Source organism: Nocardia sp. NPDC050697 (assembly GCF_040654395.1).
GTDB lineage: Bacteria > Actinomycetota > Actinomycetes > Mycobacteriales > Mycobacteriaceae > Nocardia.
Map to the genome: position 1 here is coordinate 74,971 of NZ_JBFAHY010000014.1, position 26,402 is coordinate 101,372.

Consider the following 26,402-nt stretch of genomic DNA (forward strand, 5'->3'; position numbering starts at 1 on the left):
TCGTGTACTCGTCCAGGCTTGCGAAGGAACTTTGAGCTGAACCGGTCGAGTTGGTTACGGTCGCGTGACGATGCCGGGGAGGGCGTGACACGCGTCTCTTCTCGGTGGAAAATAGAAAACTTCGTTTTTCAGTGCCGCAGATCGAGGCGGTAGCCGAGACCGCGCACGGTCACCACGATTCGGGGATCGGAGGGGTCGCGCTCGATCTTGGTCCGGAGTCTGCGCATGTGGACGTCGACGATCCGCTCGTCGCCGAAGAACCCGCGCTCCCAGACGTTCTCCAGCAGCGTCTGCCTGCTCAGCACCCGGCCCGGGGTCTCGGCGAGTTCGCAGAGCAGCCGGAACTCGGTGAGCGTCAGGTGCAGCTCCTCGTCGCCCCTGCGCACCGCGCCCGCGGCGGGGGCGAGCACCAGCGGCTGCTCGGGGTCGGCCTCCAGCACCTGCTCGCGGTCGCTCGCGCGCTCGGCGGCGAAGCCGGCCCGGCGGCGCAGCGCCCGCATGCGGGCCGTCATCTCCTTGATCTCGAACGGCTTGGCCAGGAAGTCGTCCGCACCGGCCTCCAGCGCGGCCACCACGTCGTGGGTGTCGTCGCGCGCGCTGACCACGATGATCGGGACGTCGTGGTCCCTGCGGATCTCGCGGATACAGTCGAAGCCGTTGGTCTCGTCCACCATGAGGTCGACGATCATCACATCTGGTACGCCGTTGGTACGCAGTTGGTCGAGCGCGTGCCCCACTTCCCCGGCCTCGGCGACGGCGTATCCCTCGTCCTCCATGGCCAGGCGCAGTGCGTCCCGCACCCGGGTGTCGTCTTCGACGATCATCAGATTCGCGCTCACTACCATTCCTTGCCGACAGGCGCGGAGCTGCCGCGACGGGGAGAATCGCATCCCCGCCCCGGCACGTCACCGCGCTTCGAGCATGACCGCCGGGGCTGGAGCATCGGTCCGCCCGGCTGTAGTTCGGTTACCCGGCCCCCTTCGACAGTAAACAGTTCGTAACACTGGGACGGGCGCACATCTACTGAGCGCGGTAGTAGATAGGCGGGCCGGGCACCGGCGTTCAGGGGGCTGACGGAGCCCGCTCGAGACCCGGCCCCGGCCCCTCGAAAACCCCCGACGCACTGGGGTAACGCCGGACCCGGCGGCAACGCGCGCGGCCCGGCCGCGGCGCGCCCGCGGCGAGTGACACCGGAGCCGCCGCCGACACAGAAGTGTGACCGGCGCCACTGCGATTTCGTGACGGAGACCACCCGGTCCGGGGCCGCTTCCGCGCCGTTTCGGACAAATCGCCTCGGGTAGCCGCCTCCCATGGGTTTGTCTGTGCGCGGAGTGCTGTCGTCGTGGTGGGTGGAGGCTCCGGCCTCGGTGCTGGTGGGAGTAGCGCGGACCGGGGTGCTGGTCGCCGCGGCGGCGAGCGCCAAGATCGCGGAGGCGCCGATGACGGCGCTGGAGAGCGGCGCGCGGGCCGCCGGGGAGCTGCTGGACGGCGGGCCGGAGCACGCCCTGCGCACCGACCTCGCGGCGCTGGTCGACCCGCGCCCGGACCGGCACCAGCGCCGGGTCGCGGTGACCGGGGACCGCGCGACGGTGGAGGTGCGCGGGCTGGGCAGCGGGAAGCACCCCGCGGTGCTGCGCGCGCTGGAGAAGCAGCTGGGCCGGGTGGAGGGGGTCGACTGGTACCGGGTGAACGCGGTGACCGGGCGGGTGGTGGTGGCGCTCGCCGAGGGCGCGGGCGATCTGCCCGAGCTGATCGCGGCGATCGAGCGGGTGGAGGAGTTCACCGAGGTCGCCGAGCTGGATTGGAGCCGAAGCGACGAGCACCCCGGCGACCGGGAGCCGCTGCTCGCCGCCGCCATCGGCGTGCTCGGCGATCTGGCCGCGCTGGCCGCCTCCGGCACCACGGCGCTGCTGCCGCTGCAGGCGCCGGTGCGCGCGGCGCGCTCGCTGGCGGCGCTGGCCGACACCCAGCCCCGGGTGCGCCGGGTGCTGGAGGAGCGGCTGGGCAGGCCGCGCGCCGACCTGCTGCTCACGCTGGCCAATGCCGTCGGCACCGCGCTCGGCGAGAGCGGCACCGACGGCGTGCCGAATCTGCTGATCGACACGGCGCAGCGGGCACTCGTGCTGACCGAGGCGGTGGCGCGGCACCAGCGCTGGCGGGTCTGGGAGGCCGAGCTGCACCACGAGTCCGACGGCGTCACCGATCCGCTGCCCGGCCACGACCGGCCGGTGCCGCTGCCGCGCGGGCCGGTCGAGCGGGTGGCCGACGAGACGGCGGGCGGCTCGCTGGCCGGTGCGGCGGCGCTCGCGGTCGGCGGCAGGCTCGGCGACACCGCCGACGCGCTGGCGCTCGGCGCGCCCAAGGCCGCGCGGGCCAGCCGCGAGGCCTTCAGCACCACCGTCTCCACCCTGCTGGCCAGGGCCGGAGTGCTCACCCTGCATCCGGGGGCGCTGCGCAGGCTGGACCGGCTCGACACCCTGCTGATCGACGGCGAGGCGCTGCTCACCGACCGCCGCGTGGTGCTGGAGGCCGAGGCGGGCGAGGAGGACTCGGCCGAGCGGGTGTGGAGCGCGGCGCAGCGGCTGCTCTGGGACTCCCCCGCCGGGCACGGGCGCAAAGCCGCGAAGGACCGGGTGCGGCTGGTGCACCCGGACACCGGCACCGCCGACCGCGGCCCGACCATGCGCCCGGTCCGGCGCGAGCTGCGCGACGGCGAGCGGGTGCTCGGCCGGGTGCTCGTCGGGCGGGAGATCGACCGGCGGGCGCACGGTGTGCTCACCGCGGCCCGCGCGGCCGGGCTGCGTGTGGTGCTCGCCGCCGGGCAGGACGCCGCCGAGCTGCGCTCGCTGGTGGACGAGTTCGTGCCCGGCACGGTCTCCTTCAGCTCGCTGGTGCACGACCTGCAGGCCGACGGCCGCACCGTCGCGGTGCTCAGCCCGCGCGCGCACAAGGCGCTGGCCTGGGCCGATATCGGCATCGGGCTGCTCGGCGCGGATGTCGGCACGCCGCAGGTGCCGTGGGGCGCGGACGCGGTCTGCCGCGACCTGGACCAGGTGCAGCGGGTGCTGGCCACGGTGGCGCCGGCGCGCGAGGTGAGCGAGCGCGGCCGGGCGCTGGCGCTCGCCGCGGCCACGCTCGGCGGGCTGGTGCTCGCCGTCTCCCCCGGCCGCGGCGCGCACGGCACCCCGATGCTGGCCGCGCACTGCGCCGGGCTGCTGAACGGCGCGGTCACCGGCTGGCGGGCGGTGCGGGTCGAGCCGCGCAGCGCCCCGGCGCCGCTGCTGCCCTGGCACGCGCTGCAGCCCGACGAGGCGCTGCGCCGCCTCCCCGAGCCGCCCGAGCTCGCCGACCGGGAGGCGCTGACCCCCGCCGACGGCCCGCTGCGCACCCGGCTCGCGCCCGCGCTGGCCTTCGCCGGGCACCTGCGCCGCGAACTGGACGACCCGCTGACCCCGATCCTCGGCGTCGGCGCCGTCGCCACCGCCATTCTCGGCTCGCCCGGCGACGCGGTGCTGCTCTCCTCGGTGCTCGCGGTGAACGCGGTGATCTCCGCGCGGCAGCGGCAGCGGGCCGAGCGCGCGCTGCACCACCTCATGGAGAATCAGCAGCTCACCGGCCGCCTGGTGGCGCGGTCGGAGCGTGCGGAGCGCGACCCGGCGACCACGGAGGTGAGCGCGGAGCTGCTCACCGTCGGCGACCTGATCCTGGTGCGCGCGGGCGAGGTGGTGCCCGCCGACGCCAGGCTGCTCCGGGCCGACGACCTGGAGCTGGACGAGTCCGGGCTGACCGGCGAGTCGGTCACGGTGGAGAAGCGGGTGGCGCCGACGCCGGGCGCGGCGCCCGCCGACCGCTCCTGCATGGTCTTCGAGGGCACCACCGTGGTGAACGGCTCCGCGCTGGCCGTGGTGGTCGCGGTCGGCGACGACACCCAGGCCGGGCGGGCCACCGCGGGCGCGGTGCCGCCGGACAAGGCCGGGGTGCAGACCCAGCTGCGCAAGCTCACCGACCGGGCGCTGCCCTTCACGCTGGCCGGTGGCGGGCTGGTCGCGCTGCTCGGCGGGGTGCGCGGCAATGCGCTGCGCGCGGCGGTCTCGGACGGGGTCGCGGTGGCGGTCTCGGCGGTGCCGGAGGGGCTGCCGCTGGTCGCGACGGTGGCGCAGCTGGCGGCGGCGCGGCGGCTCTCCCGCTACGGCGTGCTGGTGCGGGCCAGCCGGACGGTGGAGGCGCTGGGCCGGGTGGACACGCTCTGCTTCGACAAGACCGGCACCCTCACCGAGGGCCGGCTTCGGCTGGTCATGCTGGCCGATCTGGACGGGCGGTGGGATCCGGACGCCGATTCCGACGACGCGCGGCGGCTGCTGCGCGCCGCGGCCCGCGCCTGCCCCGACCCGGAGGACGGTCCGGTGCTGCACGCCACCGACCGCGCGGTTCTCGACGCCGCCGCCGAGGTGCTCGGCGACGAACCCGACCGCTGGGACCCCATCGACGAGATCCCGTTCGAATCCAACCGCGGCTACGCCGCCGCGCTCGGCAAGACCACCAAGCGGCTGCGGCTGGTGGTGAAGGGCGCGCCCGAGGTGGTGCTGCCGCGCTGCGCCAGGGTGCGCACCGCCGACGGCGCCGGCGAGCTCACCGAGGCGGTGCGCGAGCGGGCGCAGCGCGCGGTGCACGAGCTGGCCGAGCGGGGGCTGCGGGTGCTGGTGGTGGCCAGGCGCGACCTCGCGGACCGGCCGGATGACGTGGAGGGGGCGATCGGCGAGCTCACCCTGCTCGGCTTCGTCGGGCTCGCGGACACCCCGCGGCCGCAGACCGTCCCGCTGGTGAAAGCGCTGCAGGACAATGGGATCAGCGTCCGGATGATCACCGGCGACCACCCGGTGACGGCGGTCGCGGTGGCCGAGCAGCTCGGGATCGCGGTGCACGAGGTGGCCACCGGGGCCGAGCTGGATCGGCTGGCCGAGCGGGAGCAGCACGCGCTGATCGAGCGGAGCACGGTCTTCGCGCGGGTGAATCCGGAGCAGAAGGTGCGGATCGTGGCCGCGCTGCGGAAGGCGGGGCACGTGGTCGGGATGACCGGCGACGGGGCCAACGACGCCGCCGCCATCCGCACCGCGGATGTCGGGATCGGGCTGGCCGCGCACGGCTCGGCGGCCGCGCGCAACGCCGCCGACCTGGTGCTCACCGATCCGGATCCGACCGCGCTGCTGCACGCGCTGGTCGAGGGGCGCGGGATGTGGCAGCGGGTCACCGACGCGGTCGGGGTGCTGGTCGGCGGGAACGCGGGCGAGGTGGCGTTCACCGCCTACGGCACCGCCGTGAACGGGCGGGCGCCGCTCGGGACCAGGCAGTTCCTGCTGGTCAATATGCTCACCGACATGTTCCCGGCGCTGGCGCTCGCGCTCTCGCCGAGCAGCGCGGAGGCCGGGCCGGAGGAGGGCGCCGACGGGGCCGCGGTGGTGGCGAAGCGGGCCGCGCAGCTGGCCGAGATCCCGCCCGCCGACCTCGGCGACGACCTGCTGCGCACGCTCGCGCTGCGCGGCGCGGTCACCGCCACCGGGGCGGCCGTGGCCTGGACCACGGGGCGGGTGCTCGCCAGTGAGCGGCGCGCGGCGACCATCGGGCTGGTCGCGCTGATCGGCACCCAGCTGGGGCAGACGCTGATCTCCGGGCGGCGCAGCCCGATGGTCTGGGTGACCACCGCCGCCAGCGGGGCCGTGCTCGGCGCCATCGTCATGACTCCGGGGCTCTGCCACTACTTCGGCTGCAGCCCGCTCGGGCCGATCGGCTGGACCGTCGCCACCGGCTCCGCCGTCGCCGCCACCGCCGGTGCCGCCGTCCTCCCCCGGCTCCTCCCCTCGGCCGCGTAGCGGCTCTTCCGGTTTCGATCGTCGTCCCGGTGGAACCGCGCGGCCAGGACGTAGGACGAGTGAAGGGAAGTGCCCGTGAGCTCGAATTCCGGCGACGACGCGATGGCAGGCCACCTCACCCCGGAGGTGGCCGACCGGCTCGCGGGCACCGAGGCCCGCGTGCTGGTACTCGGCGACTCCGTGCTCGACCTCTGGCTCTGGGGCCGCTCCGAGCGGCTCTGCCGGGAGGCGCCGGTGCCGGTGGTCGACATCGACCGCAGCACCCCGGTGCCGGGCGGCGCCGCCAATACCGCCGCCAACCTGGCCGCGCTCGGCGCCACCGTCGACCTGATCGGCCTCACCGGCGCCGACGACCGGGGGGCGACGCTGCGCGCGGCGCTGACCGCGGCCGGGGTCGGCACCGAGCACCTGCTGGCGAGCCCCGGCCGCACCACCCCGACCAAGTGCCGGGTGGTCTCCGGTGAGCAGATCCTGGTGCGCTACGACGACGGCGACCGCACGCCCGCCACCGCCGCCGAGCTCGCCGAGCTGGTGCGCCCGCTGCCCGCGCTGCTCGCCGCCGCCGACGCGGTGCTGGTCTGCGACTACGACGGCGCCGTGGCCGACCGGCTGCGTTCCGAGCTCGCCGCGCTCCGCGCCACCCTGCCGCTGCTGGTGGTCGACACCCACCACCCGGCCCGCTGGCGCGAGCTGCGCCCGGACGTGGTGACCCCGAACGCCGGCGAGGCCGCCGAGGCGCTCGGGGTCACCCCGCCGGACGGCGCCGACCGGGTCGAGGTCTTCACCGAGCACCGGGACCGGCTCTTCGCCATCACCGGTGCCGGCGCCGCCGTCGTCACCCTGGACCGGGACGGCGCGGTGCTGCTGGACGGCACCAGGCCCGCGCACCGCACCTGGGCCGAGCCGGTCGCGGAGAGCCAGTCGGCGGGTGCCGGTGACACCTTCGTCGCCGCGCTCACCCTCGCGCTGGTCGACGGCCTCCCGCTGCCCGCGGCGGCGGAGGTGGCGCAGGCCGCCGCGGACGTGGTGGTGCACCGCACCGGCACCGCCGTCTGCTCCACCGCGCAGCTGCGCGACCGGCTCGGCCGCACCGGCTCCGCGGTGCTCGGGCGGGCGGAGCTGGCGGCCGCGGTGCGGGCGCACCGCGGTGCCGGGCGCCGGATCGTCTTCACCAACGGCTGCTTCGACGTGCTGCACGCCGGGCACGTCTCCTACCTGAACGAGGCCAAGCGCCGCGGCGACGTGCTGATCGTCGCGCTGAACTCGGACGACAGCGTGCGCGCGCTCAAGGGCCCCGAGCGCCCGGTGAACACCGCCGCCGACCGCGCCGCCGTGCTCGCCGCGCTCTCCTGCGTCGACCACGTCGTGGTCTTCGAGGAGGAGACGCCGGCCGCGCTCATCGCCGACCTCCGCCCCGACCTCTACGTCAAGGGCGGCGACTACCGCCCGGACATGCTGCCGGAGACGCCGGTGGTGCGGGCCTACGGCGGCGAGGTCCGGGTGCTCGGCTACCTGGCCGACCGCTCGACCACCGCGCTCATCGAGCGCATCCGCTCGAATGCCGGGACATCGTGAGCAGGCTCTCGACCTCGGCGCGGACGGCGTCCACGCCGATGCCGGCGACCAGGGAGTCGTCGTGCGGGCAGCGCGGCAGCGTCTCGTCGGTGCAGTCGGCGCCGCAGACCGGGCAGCGCGTGGCGAAGGAGATGAGGATGCGGTCGGTGTAGCGCCCGAGCGGCCCGGCATTGATGACATTGACCATCCAGTAGATGCCGACGGTCGGCGTCCCCACCGCCTGCGCCAGGTGCCGCAGCCCGCTGTCGTTGCCGAGCAGCACCGCGCTGCGCGCCAGCACCCCGACGACCGTGCGGAACGGCTGCCCCACGAGGGTGCGCAGCCGCGGGCCGGGCCCGATCGCGCGCTCGATCCCGGTGAGCAGCGCCCGCTCGCTCTCGGCGCCGAGCAGGACGACGGTCGCGCCGCCCGCGCGGAACCGCACCGCGACCTCGGCGAACCGCTCGGCGGGCCAGCACCGGCGCGGGTCGGTGGCGCCGGGGTGGATGGCGAGCACCGGCCCGTCCGGTGTGCCGAGCACCGCGTCGGCGGCTGCCCGGTCGGCGTCGGTGACGGCGATCTCCGGTTGCAGCAGCACCGGCGGCGCCCCGGCCAGCCCGGCCACCTCGAGCGCGCGCAGCACCTCGTGCTGGTGGTAGCGGAAGGGCAGCTCGCGGGTGAGCGCCGCCGCGTCGGGGGTGCGCGGGCCGACGGCGTAGCGGGGGCGCAGCGCCAGCACGAAGGGGTTGGACCAGGCGCCGCCGCCGTGCAGCTGGACGCCGAGGTCGATCGGCTCCGGGCAGGCGCGGGCCAGGAACTCCGGGGTGGGGTCGGGGCGGTTCTCCGGGTGCGGGGGCAGCGTGACCACCTCGGCCACCGGCCCCGGCCGGTCGCGCAGCAGCGCGGCGTGCAGCGGGGTGCCGAGCAGCGTGATCCGGGCCGCCGGGTAGGCCGCGCGCAGCGCGTGCAGGGCGGGCACCGCGAACAGCAGGTCGCCGATGCCGCCGCCGCGCAGCACCGCGATCCGCCGGACCCCGTCGAAGGCGGGAAGCACCGGGCCGAGCCCGCGCGGCGGGGTCACCGCAGGCCGGGGACCGGGTGCTCGAGCCGGTTGAAGTTGCTCGTGCTGCCGTCCGGGCGCTGCTCCTGGAACAGGAAGTGCAGTCTGCGGGCGTCGAAGGTGGCGAACCACTCCTCCCAGCCGACGCACTGCAGCACCGCGCCGCCGTACCCGGGGAAGTCGAAGCGCAGCACGCCGAGCGCGCCGTCGAGCACGCTGCCCGGCATGGTGGCGGGGCGGGCGCCGCGCCGCTCGGCCCAGGAGCGGATCACCCGGTGGTCGGTGGTGACCATGGTGCGGCCGGGGCGCTCCGGGCGCTGCTCGGGGGAGGTGATCTGCTGCGGGCGGTCGGCCGGGCTCCGGACCGGGGCGGCGGTGCGGATTCCCGGCAGTCGTCGGTCGTCCATGGCGGCCTCCTCGCTGTGTGCGCGCCCGGCGGGCGGAACCGAGCCCATGCAGTCCCGGTACCCGAGCCGCCGCCGGAGCAAACCGGCGATGCGCCGCCGCGGGCCGATTCGGCCGGTCCGGACCGGGTAGCCAACCCGGGTGCATCGAGCCGGGGCCGGGTGCCCCGGCAGTGAGGAGGACGTCGCCGTGAGTTCGTTCCCGCAGGTCCCCGTCGATACCGATCCGGTGCCGCCGGCGCCGTCGCCCGATCCCGCGCCGCCCGGTCCGGGGCGGGATCCCGTCCCACCCGTCCCCGCACCGGACCCGGTCCCCGACCCCGCCCCGGTCCCGCCGATCCCCGCGCCGGACCCGGTCCCCTCGCCCGACCCGATTCCGGCGCCCGCACCGCCGGGCCCCGCCCCCATCCCGAGCCCGCTCCCGCCGGTCCCCGGCCCCGCGCCGTCCCCGGCGCCGCCGAACCCGAGCTGACCGTGCCGACGAGCCCCGGGCTCAGTCCTTCAATGCCTCGTCCCGCAACCCGGCCAGCGTCTTGGCGAGAATCCGCGAGACATGCATCTGCGAGACCCCGAGCTCCTCGGCGATCTGCGACTGCGTCCGGTTCTCGAAGAACCGCATGACCAGCACCTTGCGCTCGCGCTCCGGCAGCTTCTCGATCAGCGGCCGCACCGCCATGAAGTCCTCGATGAGGTGGTACGAGGCCTCCTCGGCCCCGAGCTTGGCCAGCAGCGGCAGCGGCGCGTTGTCCGAGTCACCTTCGGCCGCAACGGCATCCAGCGACGACGACTGGTAGGCGTTGCCGGCGATCAGCGCCTGCGTCACCTCGACGACGTCGACCCCGAGCTCGTCGGCGATCTCCCGCGCCCGCGGCATCCGCCCGAGCTTGTGCGAGAGCCGCTCGACGGTGCCGCCGATGGTCAGCTGGATCTCCTTGGTGCGCCGCGGCACCCGCACCGACCAGGTGTTGTCCCGGAAGTGCCTGCGCACCTCGCCCATGATGGTCGGCACCGCGAAGGAGAGGAACGAGGAGCCGCGGCTCACGTCGTACCGGTCCACCGCCTGCACCAGCCCGAGCCGCGCCACCTGCAGCAGGTCGTCGAAGTTCTCGCCGCGGCCGGAGAACTTGCGCGCGATGTGCTCGGCGAGCGGCAGGCAGGTGGCGATGAGCTGCGCGCGCAGCGCCCGGCGGCGCGGCTCCGCCCCGGGGCCGAGCGCGGCGAGTTCTTCGAAGAGCGGCTCGGTGTTCTCGTAACCGGCGCCGGAGCTCCGGCCGGAGCCCGGCTCAGCCGCCATCGGCGCTGCGGACCCAGGTGAAGTCGACCTCGGTCGGGTAGCCGGATAGCGCGCTGTCGAACGGCGCCTGCGCCGACGAGATGGATTCGGTGAGGGTGCGCACGATGTGCCAGCCGAAGCCGGACTCGCCGATGCCGCCCTCGGAGGCCGCGGTGGCCCGCACCCGGACGAACATCCGCCCGGCCTCGTAGCTGAACTCGCAGTCCAGCTCGGAGCCGGGGACCGCGTCCATGATCAGCGAGGTGGCCACCTCGTCCAGCGCGAGCCGGATGTCGGTGACCTCGTCGATGGCGAAATCAGCGATGAGGGCCACGGTCTCGGCGAGCGCGCGCAGCATGGTCAGCTGCTCCAGCGATGCCGGGACCCGCACCCCGATCGTCGTCGTATCCGTCGAGGATCGGGGAGTCTTTTCCCCCATTGCCCACCACCACCTTGTTCTCGAGGCCGACCGAGCGGCCACGCTACCCGACCGCGCCCGGCATCCCGCTCCGGCCTCGGTCCACGTACACGTCTGAGGGACATCGGGTGGCGGTGCGGGCCGCAGCCGCCCGCACCCCGCCACCCGGTGATCACCGACCGCTTACCCGGTGCCACCCCGGTGAAACCGGTGGTCACTCCGGCTCGGCGCGCACGTGCGCGGTGCGCGGCGGGTGATGGAGCCGCCGCGCGCGACCGGCGCGGTTCGGGTTCAGCCCGCCAGCGCGTCCCGCATGGAGCTGTAGGAGCGGAAGAGCGGCCGCACCCCGGTGACCTCGAGCGCCCGCTCCACGTCCGCCCGGCCCGCCACCAGCCGCAGCTCCGAGCCGCTGCCCGCGGTGCGCTGCTTGACCGAGCCGAGCATGGTCGCGGCGCGGATGCTGAGGAACCGGGTCGGCCGCAGGTCGACGACGACGCAGCGCCCGCCGGTGCGCACCGCGCGCTCCAGCACCGAGCTGAACTCGGGATATCCGGCGGCATCCAGCTCGCCCTCGACCCGCACCACCACGCAGTCGGCCATCCGATGTACCCGAGGCTCCCAGCGGCGGCGACGGGGCGGAACACCTACTGCGGACATGAGCGACCTCCCGGTGGGGAGCGGTGGTCACGGCTGTGATCTCAACCTGCGGCCAGTCTGGCACGTGCTCCGCGCCCCTGTCCGGGGAACGTAGCCGCTCGTTACCCGGCGGATTCGGCGCTCGGCTCCCGGGTAGCCGCGTCGCATGGAACTCCTGGTGATTCTCGCGATCGTGCTGGTCGTCGGCGCGGTGCTGCTGCTCCGCAAGCGCCGCGGCCAGCGCCCCGGCACCCCGCGCAATACCGGCAACCCCGAATAGGAGCAGTCATGGCCTCGATGGATCCCGATCCGGCCCGCGTGCCCGACCTGGAGCCCGGCGGCGGGGTGCGGCCCGGCGACACCCCGCCGGACACCCCGCAGACCTCCGGGCTCTCCGCGCCGGAGCCCGCGACCAGGCATCGCTTCCCGGTGATCGGCATCGTCGCCATCGTCGCGGCGGTGCTGCTGGTGGTGATCTTCCTGATCGCCGCGGTGACCACGGTGGTCCTGCAGTTCTAGCAGTTTCGCTCCGCGAAGCCCGGGCAGTACGGCGCCGGAAACGGCCTGGCACGTCCCGAGCAGATACGGAGCAGCGCATGAAGATCGCGATGGTTTCCGAACACGCGAGCCCGCTCGCCGCGCTCGGCGGGGTGGACGCGGGCGGTCAGAACGTGCACGTCGCGGAGCTGTCGGCGGCGTTGACCCGGCAGGGGCACGAGGTGACCGTCTACACCCGCCGCGACGATCCGGAGCTGCCGGAGTGCGTGCTCGCGGCCGCGGGGTACCGGGTGGTGCAGGTGCCGGCGGGCCCGGCGGAGCGCATCCCCAAGGACGACATCCTGCCGCACCTGGGCGGGTTCGCCCGGTTCCTGGCGGAGCGCTGGGCGGACGAGCGCCCCGAGCTGGTGCACGCGCACTTCTGGATGTCGGGGATCGCCGCGGACTCCGCCGCCCGGCCGCTCGACCTCCCGGTGCTGCTCACCTTCCACGCGCTCGGCACCGTCAAGCGCCGCTACCAGGGGCTCGCCGACACCAGCCCGCGCACCCGGATCCGGCTGGAGCGCCGGGTCGCGGCCAGGGCCACCCGGATCATCGCCACCTGCAGCGACGAGGTGACCGAGCTGGCCAGGATGGGGGTGCCGCGGTTCCGCACCTCGGTGGTGCCGTGCGGGGTCGACCTCGCTGCCTTCGGCCCGGACGGCCCGGTCGCGGAGCGCGGCGCGCCGCACCGGCTGGTCGCGGTGGGCCGGATGGTCCGGCGCAAGGGCTTCGACACCGCGATCATGGCGCTGCAGGAGCTGCCCGGCACCGAGCTGGTGATCGCGGGCGGCGCCCCCGGCGACGCGGGCGAGGCCGAACTCGCCCGGCTGCGCGCGGTCGCCGCCGATTACGGCGTCGCCGACCGGGTGCGCTTCGCCGGCACCGTCGACCGCGCCGCCATGCCCGCGCTGCTGCGCTCCGCCGACGCGGTGCTCTGCACACCCTGGTACGAGCCGTTCGGCATCGTCCCGGTGGAGGCCATGGCCTGCGGCAGGCCGGTGGTGGCGAGCGCGGTGGGCGGGCTGCTCGACACCGTGGTGGACGGGGTGACCGGGCGGCTGGTGCCGCCGCGCGACCCGCTCGCCCTGGCCGGCGCGCTGCGCGCGCTGCTCGCCGATCCGGCGCTGGCCGGGCGGCTCGGCGCGGCCGGGCTGCGCCGGGCCCGCGCTGGCTACTCCTGGGACCGGGTCGCCGACCGCACCGCCGCCGCCTACCGCACCGCCGTGCCCGCCGCCGACACCGCCGATATCGCCTCCCCCGCCGGATGATCCACCCCTCGAGAGGAGCTCTCATGACCGACCCCACCCTGCGTTCGCCGGGCACCGTCCTGATCACCGGCGGCGCCTCCGGGCTCGGCGCCGCCACCGCGCGGGCCGTGCTCGCCGCCGGCGGCACCCCGCTGATCATCGACCGGGACAAGCCGGACGACACCGAGCTGGCCTGGGAGTACGCCGACCTCGCCGACAGCGGCGACGCGGCGAGCGCCGTCGCGGCGCTGGTGCGCAGGGCGGGCGGGCGGCTGGACGGCGTGGTCACCGCGGCAGGCACCGACGCCTGCGGCACCCTGGCCGAGCTGGACACCGAGACCTGGGAGCGGGTGGTCAGGGTGAACCTGCTCGGCACCGCCGCGGTGGTGCGGGCGGCGCTGCCCGCGCTGCGCGCCGCGCGCGGCCGGGTGGTGACGGTCGCCTCCACGCTGGGGCTGCGCGCGCTCTCCGACGCCACCGCCTACTGCGCCTCCAAGTTCGGCGTGGTCGGCTTCACCCGCGCGCTCGCCGCCGAGACGGCGGGCGAGATCGGGGTGACGCTGCTGATCCCGGGCGGCATGCGGACGGCGTTCTTCGACGACCGCCCGGAGCAGTACAAGCCGGGCCCGGACGCGAAGCTCAACGACCCGGCGCATGTCGCGGACAGCATCCTCTACGCCATGACCCGGCCGGACGGCTGTGAGCTGCGCGAACTCGTGGTCTGCGCCTCGACCGAGACCTCCTGGCCGTGACCGGGGCCGCCGCGGCGCCTACTTCCGCGCCGCGGCGGTCGCCCTGCGGTTCGCCCGCTGGATCGCCGCCACCAGTTCGTCCTTGCGCATCCGCCAGCGGCCGGTGATCTGCAGCCGGCCCGCCAGCTCGAGCAGGTGCTTCTTGGTGGCATTGGCGTTCACGCCCTCGGCGGTCTCGCCGCCGGTGTGCAGCCCGCGCCGCTCGGCGTGCTCGTCCGAGGGGCCGCGCTGCTCCTTGGCCTCCCAGTGGTCGCCCACCTTCTCGTAGCTGTGCTTGAGCGCGCTGTACCCGACCCGGTAGGCGCGCGATTCGTCGCCGTCGTAGCTCTCCAGCGCGGAGTCGTGCGCCTCGGCGAAGGTGCGCTGCGCCTTCGCCGGGGAGCGCCGCACGGTGCTCGGCAGCTCCGACTTCTTCACCTCGCCCCTGGCATTGGTCTTCGGCACGGTGGCCTCCTTCCGCTGCCGGTCGGGTACCCGGGTTGCCCGCGCGGTTAACCGGTGCGGGCCCGGGTAGTTCGGCGACATGGCCCCGACGATCGAACAGCTGCTGCACGCGCTCACCCGCGCGGTGAGCGCCCTCTCGGTCACCGACATCCGGTTCGCGGTGGCCGGCGGCTGCGCGGTCTACGCGCGCGGCGGCCCGGCCTCGGACCACGATGTCGACCTCTTCCTCAAGCCGGAGGACGTCGGCCGCGCGGTGACCACGCTGGTGGGCGCCGGGCTGCGCGCCTGCGACCCGGCCGAGGACTGGCTGATGAAGGTCTACGACGGCGACACCCTGATCGACCTGATCTTCCGCCCGAACTGCCGCGAGGTCACCGACGAGCTGCTCGACCGCGCCACCCCGATGCGGATCGGCCCCACGCTGGCGCCGGTGGTCGGCGGCACCGACCTCATGGTGGACAAGCTGCTGGTCTTCGACGCGCACCGGCTCGACCTGAGCCCGCTCCTGCACATCGCCCGCGACCTGCGCGAGCAGGTGGACTGGGGGTCGGTGCGGGAGCAGACCGAGCACTCGCCCTACGCCAGGGCCTTCCTCGGGCTGATCGACGATCTCGGGATCACCGCGACCAGGAAGGTGAGCTGACATGGAACGACCGCAGTACACGGTGGCGCATCTGCGCCAGGCCCTCGCCGAGGATCCGCGCACCGCGGAGCTCGGCATCGGGGTGACGATCCGCGGCGAGGTGGTGGTGCTCGGCGGCGAGGTGAGCAGCGCGGAGTGCCGCGAGCAGATCGAGACGGTGGTCCGCGAGCAGCTGCCCGGCGCGACCGTGCACAACGACATCAGGGTGGTGCTGCCGGTGGCGCCGGAGGGCGCCGAAACCCTCGAACCGGCCGAGAGGGGTTGAGCACGGTGCGGATAGCGGCGGTGGGAGATGTGCACCTCGGGGTCGAGTCCGGCGGCACCCTGCGTCCGGTGCTGGCCGGGCTGGCGGGCCGCGCCGATGTGCTGCTGCTCGCCGGCGACCTCACCCGGCACGGCACGCTGGACGAGGGCCGGGTGGTGGCCGCCGAGTTCGCCGGCCTCGGGCTGCCGGTGATCGCGGTGCTCGGCAACCACGACCACCACAGCGACCAGGAGCACGAGATCACCGCGGCGCTCACCGATCACGGCATCACCGTGCTGGAGGGCAGCGCGACCACCGTCGAGGTGGCGGGCCGCACGCTGGGCGTGGCGGGGACCAAGGGCTTCGGCGGCGGCTTCGCGGGCAAGTGCGCCAGCGCCTTCGGCGAGCGCGAGATGCGCGACTTCGCCGGGCACTCCGCGCACCTGGCTGAGACGCTGCGCACCGCGCTGGCCGGGCTGGAGGCCGACACCACGGTCGCGCTCACGCACTACTCCCCGATCAGCGACACCCTGCACGGCGAGCCGAGGGAGATCTACCCCTTCCTCGGCTCGTACCTGCTCGGCGAGGTGATCGACGAGGCCGGGGTGGCGCTGGCGCTGCACGGCCACGCGCACGCGGGCACCGAGCGCGGCACCACCCCGGGCGGCATCCGGGTGCGCAATGTCGCGCAGCCCGTCATCCGCACCGCCTACGCCATCTACGACCTGCGCGAACCCGCCGCCGCGGGCACCGCGGTTCCGGCCGCGGTGGTTGGCCGGGCGAGCGCCGGTTAGCCCGCGGGTGCCGGGCCGGGCAGGCGCCCGATGGACCCCGGCGGCGGGCCGGGTGAGTGCCGGTTTCGACCGCGCGGCGCCGGGCACCACGGCGCCATGGACGCTGCGACAACGGATCACCCCGGCGGAGCGCCGGACCGGCGCGGTACCGCCGCCCCGCTGAACGTTCTCGTCTGGCACGTGCACGGGTCGTGGACGACCTCGTTCGTCCAGGGCCCGCACACCTCGCTGCTCCCCACCGACCCTGCGCTCGGGCACTGGGCACTCGGCCGCTGCGCGCGGCCGTGGCCGGACCGCGCGGTCGAGATCGCCCCCGCCGACCTGCGCGACCACCCGATCGACGTGGTGGTGCTGCAACGTCCGGAGGAGCTCGGGCTGGCCGCCGAGTGGACCGGCCGCACACCCGGCCGCGACCTGCCCGCGCTCTACGTCGAGCACAACACCCCGCGCGAGCACGCCGCCACCAGCAGGCACCCGCTCGCCGAGCGCTCGGATATCCCGGTGGTGCACGTCACCGACTTCAACCGGCTCATGTGGGACTGCGGCCGCGCCCCCACCGCCGTTGTGCCGCACGGCATCCCGGACCCGGGCCCGCGCTACACCGGCACCGTCCCGCGCGCCGCCACCTGCATCAACGAGCCGGTGCGGCGCGGCCGGATCACCGGCACCGACCTGCTGGCCCCGCTCTCGGCCGGGGCGCCGATCGACGTCTTCGGCATGGGCACCGACGACCTGCACACCGCGCTCGGCTGCCCGCCGGAGCGGGTGCGCGGCCGCGGCGACCACCGCACCGAGCGGCTGCACGCGGAGCTCGCCGAGCACCGGGTCTACCTGCACACCCCGCGCTGGACCTCGCTCGGCCTCTCCGTGCTGGAGGCCATGTACCTCGGTATGCCGGTGGTCGCGGTCGGCACCACCGAGGCCGCCGCCGCCATCCCGCCGGAGGCGGGCGTGGTCTCCACCGATCCGGAGATCCTGGCCGACGGCATCCGGCAGTTCGTCGCGGAGCCGATCTTCGCGGCGCTCGCCGGGAAGGCCGCGCGGCACTGGGCGGAGGTCAACTTCGGCATCGACGCCTTCGTCCGGCGCTGGGCAGCGCTCCTCGCGCAGGTCGCCCGGTGACCGGACACGTCCTGGTCGCCCGGCTGGACAGCGCGGGCGATGTGCTGCTGACCGGGCCCGCGGTCCGCGCGGTGGCGCGCGCGGCGCGCGCGGTGACCTTCCTGGCCGGGCCGAACGGCGTGGCGGCGGCCGAGCTGCTGCCCAGCGTCGACCACCTGCTGCGCTTCCGCGCGGTCTGGGTCGACTTCGACCCGCCGCCGCTCGCCGCGCCCGAGGTGTACGAGCTGATCGAGCGGGTGCGCGCCGCGCGGGTCGACGAGGCGCTGATCTTCACCTCGTTCCACCAGTCGCCGCTGCCGCTGGCGCTGCTGCTCCGGCTGGCGGGGGTGCCGCGGATCAGCGCGATCAGCGACGACTACCCGGGCTCGCTGCTCGATCTGCGGCACCGGGTGCGGCCGGACCTCCCCGAGCCGCTGCGCGCGCTCTCGCTGGCGGCCGCGGCCGGGTTCCCGGCGGCGGACGACCGGCTGCGGGTGCGCGCCGACCTGCCCGACGTGACCGGCCTGACCGGTGGCCCCGGCTACGTCGTGTACCACCCCGGCGCCGCGGTCCCGGCCCGGCGGCCGTCGCCGGAGCGCGGCGCCGCGATCGTCGCGGCGCTCGCCGCGGCCGGGCACCGGGTGCTGGTCACCGGCGGGCCCGGGGAGCGCGGGCTCACCGCGGCGGCGGCCGCGGGCGGCGGAACCGACCTCGGCGGCGCCACCGACCTGCGCGGGCTGGCCGCGGTGCTGCGCGATGCCGCGGTGGTGGTCGCGCCGAACACCGGGCCCGCGCACCTGGCGGCGGCGGTCGGCACGCCGGTGGTCTCGCTCTTCGCACCGGTGGTCCCGGCCCGGCGCTGGGCGCCGCACGGGGTGCCGACGGTGCTGCTCGGCGACCAGTACGCGGCCTGCCGCGACACCAGGGCGCGCGAGTGCCCGGTCCCCGGCCACCCCTGCCTCGACGGGATCGCCGGCAGCGCCGTGGTGGCGGCGGTCGCGCGGCTCGCACGATTGACCGCGGTGGTGCCGGGTATGACCGGAGAGCCCCCGTTCGACGTGGCAGAAAGGACCTCGCTATGAGCGCCCCGAACACACCCGGCGAGAGGCGGGAAGTCCCGGTCTCCGGGCACAGCTTCCCGGACGACTCGCGCACCACCCGGTCGCACGCCGGTGAAGCGCTGGAGGACACCCGCAACTGGCCGGGCATGATCCTGGTCGGGCTCGGCATCGTGCTGGTCGGGCTGACCCTGGTCGCGGCCGGCTACGGCTTCGAGGGCTGGGCGATCATCGCCGGCATCGCCTGCGGCGTCTGCCTGGTGGTCGGCGCTGCCCTCGTGGTTCTGGAGCATCGGCGGGTGAAGGCCCTGGAGGGGCGCAGCCTGACCGATCCCGGCGGGCACTGACGGGCAGGGCTCCATGCGTTCGCTCCACCTGTGCGCCATCGCGGTGGCCGGTGCCCTGCTGCTCGCCGGCTGCTCCGGCGACGGCCCCGACGTGGACCCGGTCCCGGCCACCGCGACCGGCGGCGGCTCCATCACGCTGACCTTCCCCCCGCCCGCCGACGGCACCACCGCGGAGGTGCCGGACACCGACACCATCACCGCGAGCGCCGAGCGCGACCTCTGCGAGAGCATCGCCCCCGAGATCGAGGGGTGGGCGCAGGGCGGCGCGGGCGCCAAGCTCTCCTACAACACCACCGTGCAGGGCTGGGCGGCCCGCAACGGCGGGCTCAACGACATCGTGGTGCGGGACCGCGGGGTGGTGGACACCATCACCGTCAAGACCTGCCCCGACGTCCGGCAGCGGGCGCTCGCCGCGCTCGGCATCTCCGACCTGGCATCCGGCCTGGTCGGCTTCGGCAACTGACCCTCGCGAGGACATCATGCGGCACACCAGTATCGGGCATCGGCTGCCCCGGATCGCGGGCATCGCGTTCGTCGTCACGGCGGCGGTCTTCGGCGGGGCCGGCTGCGACCAGGTGGAGGAGGCGGTGAACCGGGGTGGGGATACGCCCTGCAACGAGTACATCGCGCAGTCCGACGAGGACAAGCGGACGACCGTCACCAAGTACCTGGAGAACGACCGGGGTTCGACGCCGGACGCCACGACCGTGGATGCCGCCATCGGCGCCATCGACCTCATGTGCCGGGCGCAGGCGAATGCCTCGACGCCTATCCGCGACGCGGATCTCAGCGGGATCCTCGTTCCCAAGTAGAGGTTCGTGAACCCGGGTACTCCGTACCCGGACCCGGGCCCCTGCGGGGCGGCATGAACCGGCGAGGCGGTGGGCGACAGTGCCCACCGCCTCGCCTGCTCAATCGTCCGGCGTGAGCTTCGAGAGGTACTGGCGTGCCTTCTGTTTCACCCCGTGGGTGACGATGGCGCGCGCGTCGTCGTCCCCGCGCAGGAGCGCGGAGGCGAGGGAGCGGATCTGGTCCACGCCGGCCCGGGGCGGGATGGGCGCGACATTCGGATCGCAGCGGATGTCGAGCAGGACGGGGCGATCGGCGCGCAACCCCTCGGTCCAGGCGGGCGCGAGCGCGTCGGGCGTGTCGACGGAGACACCCCCGAGCCCGAGACCGCGGGCGAAGGCGGCGTAGTCGACGTCGGGCAGCTCCTGGGAGTCGGGGAAGCGCGGCGAGCCGTGCATCCCGCGCAGCTCCCAGGTGACCTGCGCCAGATCGTTGTTGTGCAGCACCGCGATCACCATCCGCCGATCGGTCCAGCGCGGGAAGTACCGCGCGATGGTGATGAGCTCGGCGAGCCCGTTCATCTGCATGGCCCCGTCCCCGACGAGGGCGATCACCGGCCGGTCCGGGAACGCCCACTTGGCCCCGATGGCGTACGGCACCGCGCACCCCATGCTGGCCAGCGTGCCGGAGACCGACCCGCGCACCGACCCGTGGAAGCGCAGGTGCCGCGCGTACCAGTCGGTGGCGGTCCCGGAGTCCGCCGTCACCACCGCGTCCGGCGGCAGCTGCTTCGAGAGCTCGTGCACGATCCGCATGGGGTTCACCGGGTCGGCGTCCAGCTCGGCGAGCTCGCCGGCCAGCTGCCACCAGTGCGCCACCTCGCCCTCGATGTGTTCCCGCCAGGAGCGGTCGGTCTTGCGCTCCAGTAGCGGGATGAGCGCCCGCAGCGCGGCCCCGGCGTCGCCGACGACATTGAGTTCGTAGGGGTGCCGCAGCCCGATCATGGCGGGGTCCCGGTCGATCTGGATCGCCCGCGCGGCGCCGAACTCCGGCAGGTACTCCGCGTACGGGAAGCTGGAGCCGACGGTGAGCAGGGTGTCGGCGCCGCGCATGAGGTGGTGGCTCGCGGTGGTGCCGAGCAGCCCGAGCGACCCGGTGACCCACGGCTCGGTGTCGGCGAGCACGTCCTTGCCGAGCAGCGCCTTCGCCACCCCGGCGCCGAGCAGCTCGGCGATCTCGGTCAGCTCCGCCGCGCAGCCGCGCGCACCCTGCCCGGCCAGGATCGCCACGCGCTCGCCGCTGTTCAGGATGTCGGCGGCGCGGCGCAGGTCGGCGGGGTCGGGCACGAGCGTGGCGGTGCCGAGCCCGAGGCTGGACGGCACGTGCTTCGGGGCGTGCTCGGGTGGGCTGTACTCCGCGCCGAACACGTCGCCGGGGATGATCACCGCGGTCGGCGCGCGCTGCCCGAGCGCGGTCCGCACCGCGCGGTCGAGCAGCGCGGGCAGCTGCTCCGGCACGGTGCAGAGCGGGGCGTAGGCGCAGACGTCGGCGAAGGCGGCGGGCAGATCCACCTCCTGCTGGTGCGCGCCGCCGAGCGCGGTGCGGTCGGTGTGCCCGACCAGCGCGACCACCGGGACGTGGTCCAGTTTGGCGTCGTAGAGCCCGTTCAGCAGGTGGATGGCGCCCGGCCCGCCGGTGGCCGCGCACACCCCGATCCGGTCGCTGAACTTGGCGTAGCCGACCGCCGCGAACGCCGCCATCTCCTCGTGCCTGGTCTGCACGAAGGCGGGCGGGTCGGCGGCCCGCTCCCAGGCGGCGAGCAGGCCGTTGATGCCGTCGCCCGGATACGCGAAGACCTGGCGCACCCCCCACTCCCCCAGGCGGCGCAGAATCAGATCTCCGACGGTGTCGGCCATATCGCTCTCCTCGTGGTCGGCGTCCCCTGCGCTCTGCCCGCTCGATCCGGGGCCAAACGACGCGCGGCGGGCGCGGCGAAGAAGAAGTTTCGGGCGGAGAGGCGCGGGCACAACGCGGTCGGAACACCTCCCGCCACACCCGCCGGGAGCTGCGGCAACGACGCCGCGGCCGGGTCGGGACCGGGTGCTGTTCCACGGGGGCCGACAGGAGGGAGCGGCGATGACGACGTCCGACCGGATCGGACAGCGACGTCCACCGGACGCGGTGCTCTTCGACCGCGACGACACGCTCATCGTCGACGTTCCCTACCTCGCCGACCCCGCGCTGGTGCGCCCGGTGCCCGGCGCGGCCGCGCAGCTCGCGCTGCTGCGCGCGGCCGGTGTCCGGGTCGGGGTGGTCTCGAACCAGTCGGGGGTGGCGCGCGGGCTCATCTCGCCGGAGCAGCTCGCCGCCGTGCTGGCCCGGGTGGAGGAGCTGCTCGGCCCCTTCGACACCTGGCAGATCTGCCCGCACGGCCCGGACGACGGCTGCGGTTGCCGCAAACCGCGGCCCGGCCTGATCCTGGCCGCCGCGGCGGCGCTCGGTACCGCCCCCGAGCGGTGCGTCGTGATCGGCGATATCGGCGCCGACGTGGACGCCGCGCTCGCCGCCGGGGCCGGCGCGGTGCTCGTGCCGACCGCCGTCACCAGGGCCGAGGAGATCGAGCGGGCGCGCGCGACCGCCTGCGTGGCCACCGATATCACCGAAGCCGTCGCGGTCGCGCTGTACGGCCCGCGGCCCGCCGAACGATCCGGAAGGGACGAGCCGTGAGCGAACTCCGCACGGACACCGACAGCGCCGACGCCGTCCTGCGGCGGCACTTCGACGCGCTCGGCGCGGCGCTGCACCGCAATGGCGGGCAGGCCGCTGGCAGGCTCCGGCGCTGGGGCGAGCAGCTCGCCGCGCTCTACGACCGCGATGGCAGGCTCTTGGCCTGCGGCAATGGCGGGAGCGCCGCGGAGGCGCAGCATCTCACGGCGGAGCTGGTCGGCCGGTTCGAGGGCGAGCGCAGGCCGCTCTCCGCGCTCGCGCTGCACGCCGAGACCTCCAGCGTCACCGCGATCGTCAACGACTACGGCATCGAGGAGATGTTCGCCAGGCAGGTGCGCGCGCACGGCCGCGCCGGTGACATCCTGCTCGTCCTCTCCACCAGCGGCTCCAGCGCGAACGTGGTGGCGGCCGCGAAGGCGGCGAAGGAGGTCGGCATGGTGACCTGGGCGCTGACCGGGCCGCCGCCGAACCCGCTCGCCGCGCTCTGCGACGACGCGCTCACCGTGGAGGCGGAGACCGTCTCGACGGTCCAGGAGATGCACCTGGTGCTCGTCCATTCGCTGTGCCGCGCATTGGAAGCCGCGCTCGGGTGAGCGGCCCGGTGGTGGTGGTCGGCGACATCCTGCTCGATATCGACGTGGACGGCCGCGCCGAGCGGCGCAGCCCCGACGCCCCGGTCCCGGTGGTCGACATCGTCTCCCGCACCTACCGCCCCGGCGGCGCCGGGCTGGCGGCGCTGCTCGCCGCCGGGGAGGCGGGCGAGGTGCTGCTGCTCGGCGGCATCGGCGCCGACGCCGGCGGCGACCGGCTGCTGGAGCTGCTCGCGGGCGCGGTCCGGGTGCTGCCGCTGCCGCTGCGCGGCGGCACCGTCTGCAAGGAGCGGGTGCGGGCCACCGGGCCGTGGGCCGACGGGACCGGGCGGTGCGGCCCGGAGCCGGTGCCGATCACCCGGCTCGACCACGGTGCCGGGCGGGTGCCGGGGTCGCCGCTCACCGCCGAGGTGCGCGCCGCGCTGCGCGGGGCGGGGGCGGTGCTGGTGGCGGATTACGGGCGCGGGGTGGCGGCGCACCCGGAGATCAGGTCGGTGCTCACCGAGCTCGCGGGGCGGGTTCCGGTGGTGTGGGATCCGCATCCGCGCGGGCCCGCGCCGATTCCCGGGGTCACGCTGGCGACCCCCAATCGCGCGGAGGCGGCCGCGCTCACCGGCGCATCGTCGGCCGAGGGAATGGTTGCCGAGCTGCTGCGGATGTGGGGGGCGGCGGCCGTCGCGGTGACGCTCGGGGCGGAGGGGGCGGTGCTCGGCGATGCGCGCGGGGTGCGGGCGATTCCGCTGGCCGCGCCGGACCGGGCGGCGGAGGGCGCCGATACCTGTGGGGCCGGTGATCGATTCGCGGCGGCCGCGACCACCGCGCTCGCCGCGGGGGCCGATCCCGTCGCGGCGGTGGGCCGCGCGGTGCGGGCGGCGGCGGAGTTCGTCCGCGGTGGTGCGGCCACGGCGGTCGGGACCACCGTGGACCCGGTGGCCGGGCGGGTGGCGGGCTGACGTGGGGACCGTGCTCGCGCTGCGCGCGCTCGGGCTCGGCGATCTGCTCACCGCCGTTCCCGCGCTGCGCGGGTTGCGCGCCGCGTACCCCGGTGACCGGCTGGTGCTCGCCGCGCCCGCCTGGTCGCGGCCGCTGGCCGCGCTTACCGGCTGCGTGGACGCGGTGCACCCGACCTCCGGGCTCGGCTCGTTGCGCTGGACCGAGCCGCTCGGCCTCGCGGTGAACCTGCACGGGAGCGGGCCGCAGAGCATCGATGACCTGCTCGCGCTCGCGCCGGAAAGGATTGTCACGCATCGCAATCCGGCTCGGCCCGGAATCGGCGGCCCGGGATGGGACGCGGGTGAGCACGAGGTGCGGCGCTGGTGCCTGCTGCTCGACCGCGCCGGAATCCCCTGCGACCCCGGCGCACTCGGGTTGGAGGCGCCGGGTGCCTCCCCCGCGCCGGGGTGCGTCGTGGTGCACCCGGGCGGCAGCTCCGGTGCGCGCCGCTGGCCCGCGGCGCGCTTCGCGGCCGTCGTCCGCGCGCTCGCCGCGACCGGCTCGGAGGTCGTGGTCACCGGCAGCTCCGCCGAACGCGCCCTCGCCGAGGCGGTGGGCGCCGGGCTCCCGCCCGTCGCCGTCCGCGCTGGCCGCGACGACCTCGCGACCCTCGCCGCGCTGGTGGCGGAGGCCGCCCTCGTGGTGACCAACGACACCGGGGTCGGCCACCTCGCCACCGCCTACGGCACCCGCTCGGTCCTCGTCTTCGGGCCCAATCCCCCGGCCTGGTGGGGTCCGCCCGCGGATCGGCCCCGGCACACCGCGCTCTGGGCGGGCGAGATCGGTGACCCGCACGGGCCGGACCCCGCTCCGGGGCTCCTCGCGATCACGGTCGAGGACGTCCTGGACGCCGCCGTGGCCCACCTGTCCGCCACCGCTCACTGACCCTCAGCCGGGCTTCGCGCCCCGTCTCCGCCGCTGGGCTCCGCGACCGGGCTCCGCGGCCCCACGGGCACCGGCCCGGCTGCGTGCGCCGACATCGCGGGCCCCGCACACGCGAACGGGCGCCAGGTCGAACCCGGCGCCCGTTCGCAACGCTCAGCGGACCCTACTGCCCCTGCTGATACGCCTTCTGCTTCTGCTCGTCGAGATCGGCCTCGGCCCGCTTCTTCTCGGCGGCGGCCTCCTTCTCGGCGGCCTCCCGCTGCGACGCGGCCTTGTCCTGCTGCGCCCTGCCCTCGTCACGCAGGTCGTTGTGCCCGGTCACGGAGCCGGCGGCTTCCTTCACGGCACCCTTGGCGCCCTCGACGGCACCTTCGATTCCCTCGCGGGGTCCACTCTTGTTTTCGGTCATGGAACTCAACCTCCGACATATCGACTGCTTCGGCGGACATCGATCGGCTACCCGGGAGGCGCGAGCCGAATCACGACGATTGGATCGGGCCGCATCGGCTATGTCGCGTCCATGACGTCCTTGTGGTTGCAGGAAACCCGTACGCCGCCCCGGCTCCGGCTCACCCCGGGGCTGCGCTTCGACACGGTGGTGGTCGGCGCCGGGCTCACCGGCCTGGTCACCGCGCTGGTGCTGGCCCGCGCCGGGGCGAAGGTGGCGGTGCTGGAGGCCGGGCGGGTGGGCGCGGGCACCACCGGCGGCACCACCGGGAAGGTGAGCCTGCTGCAGGGCACCCGGCTGCAGCAGATCGCGCGCAAGCACTCGCCGGAGACGGTGCGGCAGTATGTCGCCGCCAATAGCGCGGCGCTGGACTGGGTCACCGCGTACTGCGCGGGCGCCGGGGTCGGCATCGAGCACCGTGACGCGCACACCTACGCCCCGACCGCCGCCGAGCTGGACATGGTCACCGCCGAGCACGCCATCGCGCGCGAGGCCGGGCTGCCGGCCGAGCTCGTCGACGACCCCGATGTCCCGTTCCCGGCGCGCGCCGCCGTCCGGCTCGCCGGGCAGCTGCAGCTCGACCCCATGGAGCTGCTCGCCGCGCTGGCGGTGGATGTGGAGGCGGCGGCCGCGCCGATCTTCGAGAACACCAGGGTGCGCGGGGTGCACCGGGCGGACGGCGAGACCGTGGTCGAGACCGAGCACGGGTCGGTGGTCGCGGGGACCGTGGTGCTGGCCACCGGCATTCCGATCCTCGACCGCGGCGGCTTCTTCGCGCGGCTCACCGCGCAGCGCTCCTACCTGGCGGCCTTCGAGGTGCCCGGCCCGATCACTCGGGACATGTTCCTGAGCGCGGGCCAGCCGACCCGCTCACTGCGGTACACGCCGAGCGCGCGCGGCGACCTGCTGCTGGTCGGCGGGAACGGCCACCCGGTCGGGCGGACCGGCTCGGAGCAGGCCGCGGTGGACGACCTGATCGACTGGACCCGCCGCTGGTACCCGGGCGCGGTGCCGCTGCACACCTGGTCGGCGCAGGACTACATGCCGATCGGCGAGCTGCCCTACGCCGGGCCGCTGCTCCCCGGCGAGCACCGCATCCTCACCGGCACCGGCTACGCCAAGTGGGGGCTGACCAACGGGGTCGCCGCCGCGCTGGCGCTGGCAGGCCGGATCTCCGGCGGAGTGCCGGAGTGGGCGCCCGCGCTGGACAGCTGGCGGCGCGACGAGGTGAAGGCGCTGCCCGCGGCGGCCAAGGCGAATGCCGAGGTGGGGGCGCAGATGACCGCGGGGTGGCTGCGCACGCTGCGCGGCGGGCCGGAGCAGCCGCCCGCCGAGGGTGCGGGGCGGGTGCGGCACAGCGGGGTGCGGCCGGCCGCGGTCTGCACCACCGGCGGTGTGACGCACCGGGTCTCGGCGGTCTGCCCGCACCTGTACGGCATCGTGCGCTGGAACGACGCCGAGAAGTCCTGGGATTGCCCGCTGCACGGCTCCCGCTTCGCCGCCGACGGCACCCTGATCGAGGGCCCCGCCACCGGCGACCTCACCCCGCACCCGGCCCCCGACCGCGAACCCGCGGAGCACGCCTGAT

27 protein-coding genes are annotated in these 26,402 nt (G+C 75.3%); 18 read left to right on the top strand and 9 right to left on the bottom strand.

The features are described from left to right. Positions 1 to 128 precede the first annotated feature (128 nt). Entirely contained in the window at positions 129 to 839 is a 711-nt protein-coding gene (locus AB0H71_RS32810) for a response regulator transcription factor (RefSeq protein WP_357029078.1), read from the bottom strand. A gap of 471 nt (positions 840 to 1,310) precedes the next feature. Between AB0H71_RS32810 and AB0H71_RS32815 the strand changes: the two genes are divergently transcribed. Both AB0H71_RS32815 and rfaE2 read left to right on the top strand, forming a co-directional pair. Then, the gene (locus tag AB0H71_RS32815) at positions 1,311 to 5,867 is read left to right on the top strand and encodes a cation-translocating P-type ATPase (protein WP_357029081.1); all 4,557 of its coding nucleotides are present in this window, start codon (positions 1,311 to 1,313) and stop codon (positions 5,865 to 5,867) included. A gap of 75 nt (positions 5,868 to 5,942) precedes the next feature. After that, positions 5,943 to 7,442 (top strand): D-glycero-beta-D-manno-heptose 1-phosphate adenylyltransferase, encoded by a 1,500-nt coding sequence (rfaE2, locus tag AB0H71_RS32820; RefSeq protein WP_357029084.1) that lies wholly within the window; start codon positions 5,943 to 5,945, stop codon positions 7,440 to 7,442. On the opposite strand, the gene AB0H71_RS32825 is transcribed toward rfaE2, so the two are convergent. The 5 genes from AB0H71_RS32825 to AB0H71_RS32845 form a co-directional block, all read right to left on the bottom strand. Further along, positions 7,405 to 8,502, bottom strand: a complete 1,098-nt coding sequence (locus AB0H71_RS32825; RefSeq protein ID WP_357029087.1) for a glycosyltransferase family 9 protein — start codon at positions 8,500 to 8,502, stop codon at positions 7,405 to 7,407. The two genes, rfaE2 and AB0H71_RS32825, sit on opposite strands and share 38 nt — an antisense overlap. Continuing rightward, entirely contained in the window at positions 8,499 to 8,888 is a 390-nt protein-coding gene (locus AB0H71_RS32830; protein ID WP_357029089.1) for a hypothetical protein, read from the bottom strand. Before AB0H71_RS32830 ends, AB0H71_RS32825 begins: the two co-directional genes overlap by 4 nt. A gap of 490 nt (positions 8,889 to 9,378) precedes the next feature. Then, positions 9,379 to 10,179, bottom strand: a complete 801-nt coding sequence (locus tag AB0H71_RS32835; protein WP_357029092.1) for an RNA polymerase sigma factor SigF — start codon at positions 10,177 to 10,179, stop codon at positions 9,379 to 9,381. Next, positions 10,169 to 10,597 carry an anti-sigma factor gene (locus AB0H71_RS32840; RefSeq protein ID WP_357029095.1) on the bottom strand — a complete coding sequence of 143 codons (429 nt, stop codon included), beginning with the start codon at positions 10,595 to 10,597 and terminating at the stop codon, positions 10,169 to 10,171. The genes AB0H71_RS32835 and AB0H71_RS32840 overlap by 11 nt, the downstream gene beginning before the upstream one ends. Positions 10,598 to 10,867: 270 nt before the next feature. Next, entirely contained in the window at positions 10,868 to 11,176 is a 309-nt protein-coding gene (locus AB0H71_RS32845; protein WP_357029098.1) for an STAS domain-containing protein, read from the bottom strand. Between the two features lie 324 nt (positions 11,177 to 11,500). On the opposite strand from AB0H71_RS32845, the gene AB0H71_RS32850 reads away from it, so the two are divergent. The 3 genes from AB0H71_RS32850 (at position 11,501) to AB0H71_RS32860 (ending at position 13,751) form a co-directional block, all read left to right on the top strand. Then, complete coding sequence (locus AB0H71_RS32850; protein ID WP_357029101.1) at positions 11,501 to 11,731, top strand: DUF6480 family protein; 231 nt, start codon at positions 11,501 to 11,503, stop codon at positions 11,729 to 11,731. A gap of 77 nt (positions 11,732 to 11,808) precedes the next feature. Next, entirely contained in the window at positions 11,809 to 13,020 is a 1,212-nt protein-coding gene (locus AB0H71_RS32855) for a glycosyltransferase (RefSeq protein ID WP_357029104.1), read from the top strand. 23 nt (positions 13,021 to 13,043) lie between these two features. Then, positions 13,044 to 13,751, top strand: coding sequence for an SDR family oxidoreductase (locus tag AB0H71_RS32860; protein ID WP_357029107.1), 708 nt, complete (start codon positions 13,044 to 13,046; stop codon positions 13,749 to 13,751). Positions 13,752 to 13,769: 18 nt separating this feature from the next. Here AB0H71_RS32860 and AB0H71_RS32865 read toward each other — a convergent pair whose 3' ends face one another. Further along, positions 13,770 to 14,195: a ChaB family protein gene (locus AB0H71_RS32865; protein WP_357029110.1), complete on the bottom strand. Its 426-nt coding sequence runs from the start codon at positions 14,193 to 14,195 to the stop codon at positions 13,770 to 13,772. A 79-nt stretch (positions 14,196 to 14,274) separates the two neighbouring features. Here AB0H71_RS32865 and AB0H71_RS32870 point away from each other — a divergent pair, with 79 nt between their 5' ends. From AB0H71_RS32870 to AB0H71_RS32905, 8 genes are all read left to right on the top strand, one after another. After that, entirely contained in the window at positions 14,275 to 14,838 is a 564-nt protein-coding gene (locus tag AB0H71_RS32870) for a hypothetical protein (RefSeq protein ID WP_357029113.1), read from the top strand. A gap of 1 nt (position 14,839) precedes the next feature. Next, complete coding sequence (locus tag AB0H71_RS32875; RefSeq protein WP_357029116.1) at positions 14,840 to 15,103, top strand: BON domain-containing protein; 264 nt, start codon at positions 14,840 to 14,842, stop codon at positions 15,101 to 15,103. A gap of 5 nt (positions 15,104 to 15,108) precedes the next feature. Next, the gene (locus AB0H71_RS32880; RefSeq protein WP_357029118.1) at positions 15,109 to 15,876 is read left to right on the top strand and encodes a metallophosphoesterase; all 768 of its coding nucleotides are present in this window, start codon (positions 15,109 to 15,111) and stop codon (positions 15,874 to 15,876) included. Between the two features lie 180 nt (positions 15,877 to 16,056). Then, the gene (locus AB0H71_RS32885; RefSeq protein WP_357029284.1) at positions 16,057 to 16,998 is read left to right on the top strand and encodes a glycosyltransferase; all 942 of its coding nucleotides are present in this window, start codon (positions 16,057 to 16,059) and stop codon (positions 16,996 to 16,998) included. Continuing rightward, a complete protein-coding gene (locus tag AB0H71_RS32890; protein ID WP_357029121.1) occupies positions 16,995 to 18,059 on the top strand; it encodes a glycosyltransferase family 9 protein in 1,065 nt (354 codons plus the stop codon). Before AB0H71_RS32885 ends, AB0H71_RS32890 begins: the two co-directional genes overlap by 4 nt. Further along, positions 18,056 to 18,382, top strand: coding sequence for a hypothetical protein (locus AB0H71_RS32895; protein WP_357029124.1), 327 nt, complete (start codon positions 18,056 to 18,058; stop codon positions 18,380 to 18,382). The genes AB0H71_RS32890 and AB0H71_RS32895 overlap by 4 nt, the downstream gene beginning before the upstream one ends. Before the next feature lie 13 nt (positions 18,383 to 18,395). Continuing rightward, the gene (locus AB0H71_RS32900) at positions 18,396 to 18,845 is read left to right on the top strand and encodes a hypothetical protein (protein WP_357029127.1); all 450 of its coding nucleotides are present in this window, start codon (positions 18,396 to 18,398) and stop codon (positions 18,843 to 18,845) included. Between the two features lie 16 nt (positions 18,846 to 18,861). Then, on the top strand, positions 18,862 to 19,194 hold the full coding sequence (locus tag AB0H71_RS32905) for a hypothetical protein (protein ID WP_357029130.1): 333 nt from the start codon (positions 18,862 to 18,864) through the stop codon (positions 19,192 to 19,194). A 99-nt stretch (positions 19,195 to 19,293) separates the two neighbouring features. Here AB0H71_RS32905 and AB0H71_RS32910 read toward each other — a convergent pair whose 3' ends face one another. Next, positions 19,294 to 21,087 (bottom strand): thiamine pyrophosphate-requiring protein, encoded by a 1,794-nt coding sequence (locus AB0H71_RS32910; protein ID WP_357029133.1) that lies wholly within the window; start codon positions 21,085 to 21,087, stop codon positions 19,294 to 19,296. A 220-nt stretch (positions 21,088 to 21,307) separates the two neighbouring features. Between AB0H71_RS32910 and AB0H71_RS32915 the strand changes: the two genes are divergently transcribed. Genes AB0H71_RS32915 through AB0H71_RS32930 form a run of 4 tightly spaced genes read left to right on the top strand, consistent with a single transcriptional unit; the run spans position 21,308 to position 24,366 of the window. Further along, a complete protein-coding gene (locus AB0H71_RS32915) occupies positions 21,308 to 21,898 on the top strand; it encodes an HAD-IIIA family hydrolase (protein WP_357029136.1) in 591 nt (196 codons plus the stop codon). Beyond that, the gene (locus AB0H71_RS32920) at positions 21,895 to 22,491 is read left to right on the top strand and encodes an SIS domain-containing protein (protein ID WP_357029139.1); all 597 of its coding nucleotides are present in this window, start codon (positions 21,895 to 21,897) and stop codon (positions 22,489 to 22,491) included. The genes AB0H71_RS32915 and AB0H71_RS32920 overlap by 4 nt, the downstream gene beginning before the upstream one ends. Then, positions 22,488 to 23,441: a PfkB family carbohydrate kinase gene (locus tag AB0H71_RS32925; protein WP_357029142.1), complete on the top strand. Its 954-nt coding sequence runs from the start codon at positions 22,488 to 22,490 to the stop codon at positions 23,439 to 23,441. The genes AB0H71_RS32920 and AB0H71_RS32925 overlap by 4 nt, the downstream gene beginning before the upstream one ends. Before the next feature lies 1 nt (position 23,442). Further along, the gene (locus AB0H71_RS32930; RefSeq protein ID WP_357029145.1) at positions 23,443 to 24,366 is read left to right on the top strand and encodes a glycosyltransferase family 9 protein; all 924 of its coding nucleotides are present in this window, start codon (positions 23,443 to 23,445) and stop codon (positions 24,364 to 24,366) included. A 163-nt stretch (positions 24,367 to 24,529) separates the two neighbouring features. On the opposite strand, the gene AB0H71_RS32935 is transcribed toward AB0H71_RS32930, so the two are convergent. Beyond that, positions 24,530 to 24,775, bottom strand: coding sequence for a CsbD family protein (locus AB0H71_RS32935; protein WP_357029148.1), 246 nt, complete (start codon positions 24,773 to 24,775; stop codon positions 24,530 to 24,532). 111 nt (positions 24,776 to 24,886) lie between these two features. On the opposite strand from AB0H71_RS32935, the gene AB0H71_RS32940 reads away from it, so the two are divergent. Beyond that, positions 24,887 to 26,401, top strand: a complete 1,515-nt coding sequence (locus tag AB0H71_RS32940; protein WP_357029151.1) for an FAD-dependent oxidoreductase — start codon at positions 24,887 to 24,889, stop codon at positions 26,399 to 26,401. The last annotated feature ends 1 nt before the right edge of the window (position 26,402 follow it).

What these genes read in the sequence shown, in the direction of transcription:
- AB0H71_RS32940 (WP_357029151.1), top strand. Translation starts at nt 24,887, where the DNA reads ATGACGTCCTTGTGGTTGCAGGAAACCCGTACGCCGCCCCGGCTCCGG.
- AB0H71_RS32855 (WP_357029104.1), top strand. Translation starts at nt 11,809, where the DNA reads ATGAAGATCGCGATGGTTTCCGAACACGCGAGCCCGCTCGCCGCGCTC.
- AB0H71_RS32845 (WP_357029098.1), bottom strand. Translation starts at nt 11,176, where the DNA reads ATGGCCGACTGCGTGGTGGTGCGGGTCGAGGGCGAGCTGGATGCCGCC.
- AB0H71_RS32935 (WP_357029148.1), bottom strand. Translation starts at nt 24,775, where the DNA reads ATGACCGAAAACAAGAGTGGACCCCGCGAGGGAATCGAAGGTGCCGTC.
- AB0H71_RS32905 (WP_357029130.1), top strand. Translation starts at nt 18,862, where the DNA reads ATGCGGCACACCAGTATCGGGCATCGGCTGCCCCGGATCGCGGGCATC.
- AB0H71_RS32840 (WP_357029095.1), bottom strand. Translation starts at nt 10,597, where the DNA reads ATGGGGGAAAAGACTCCCCGATCCTCGACGGATACGACGACGATCGGG.
- AB0H71_RS32835 (WP_357029092.1), bottom strand. Translation starts at nt 10,179, where the DNA reads ATGGCGGCTGAGCCGGGCTCCGGCCGGAGCTCCGGCGCCGGTTACGAG.
- AB0H71_RS32870 (WP_357029113.1), top strand. Translation starts at nt 14,275, where the DNA reads ATGGCCCCGACGATCGAACAGCTGCTGCACGCGCTCACCCGCGCGGTG.
- AB0H71_RS32850 (WP_357029101.1), top strand. Translation starts at nt 11,501, where the DNA reads ATGGCCTCGATGGATCCCGATCCGGCCCGCGTGCCCGACCTGGAGCCC.
- AB0H71_RS32900 (WP_357029127.1), top strand. Translation starts at nt 18,396, where the DNA reads ATGCGTTCGCTCCACCTGTGCGCCATCGCGGTGGCCGGTGCCCTGCTG.
- AB0H71_RS32910 (WP_357029133.1), bottom strand. Translation starts at nt 21,087, where the DNA reads ATGGCCGACACCGTCGGAGATCTGATTCTGCGCCGCCTGGGGGAGTGG.
- AB0H71_RS32875 (WP_357029116.1), top strand. Translation starts at nt 14,840, where the DNA reads ATGGAACGACCGCAGTACACGGTGGCGCATCTGCGCCAGGCCCTCGCC.
- AB0H71_RS32860 (WP_357029107.1), top strand. Translation starts at nt 13,044, where the DNA reads ATGACCGACCCCACCCTGCGTTCGCCGGGCACCGTCCTGATCACCGGC.
- AB0H71_RS32830 (WP_357029089.1), bottom strand. Translation starts at nt 8,888, where the DNA reads ATGGACGACCGACGACTGCCGGGAATCCGCACCGCCGCCCCGGTCCGG.
- AB0H71_RS32815 (WP_357029081.1), top strand. Translation starts at nt 1,311, where the DNA reads ATGGGTTTGTCTGTGCGCGGAGTGCTGTCGTCGTGGTGGGTGGAGGCT.
- AB0H71_RS32915 (WP_357029136.1), top strand. Translation starts at nt 21,308, where the DNA reads ATGACGACGTCCGACCGGATCGGACAGCGACGTCCACCGGACGCGGTG.
- AB0H71_RS32895 (WP_357029124.1), top strand. Translation starts at nt 18,056, where the DNA reads ATGAGCGCCCCGAACACACCCGGCGAGAGGCGGGAAGTCCCGGTCTCC.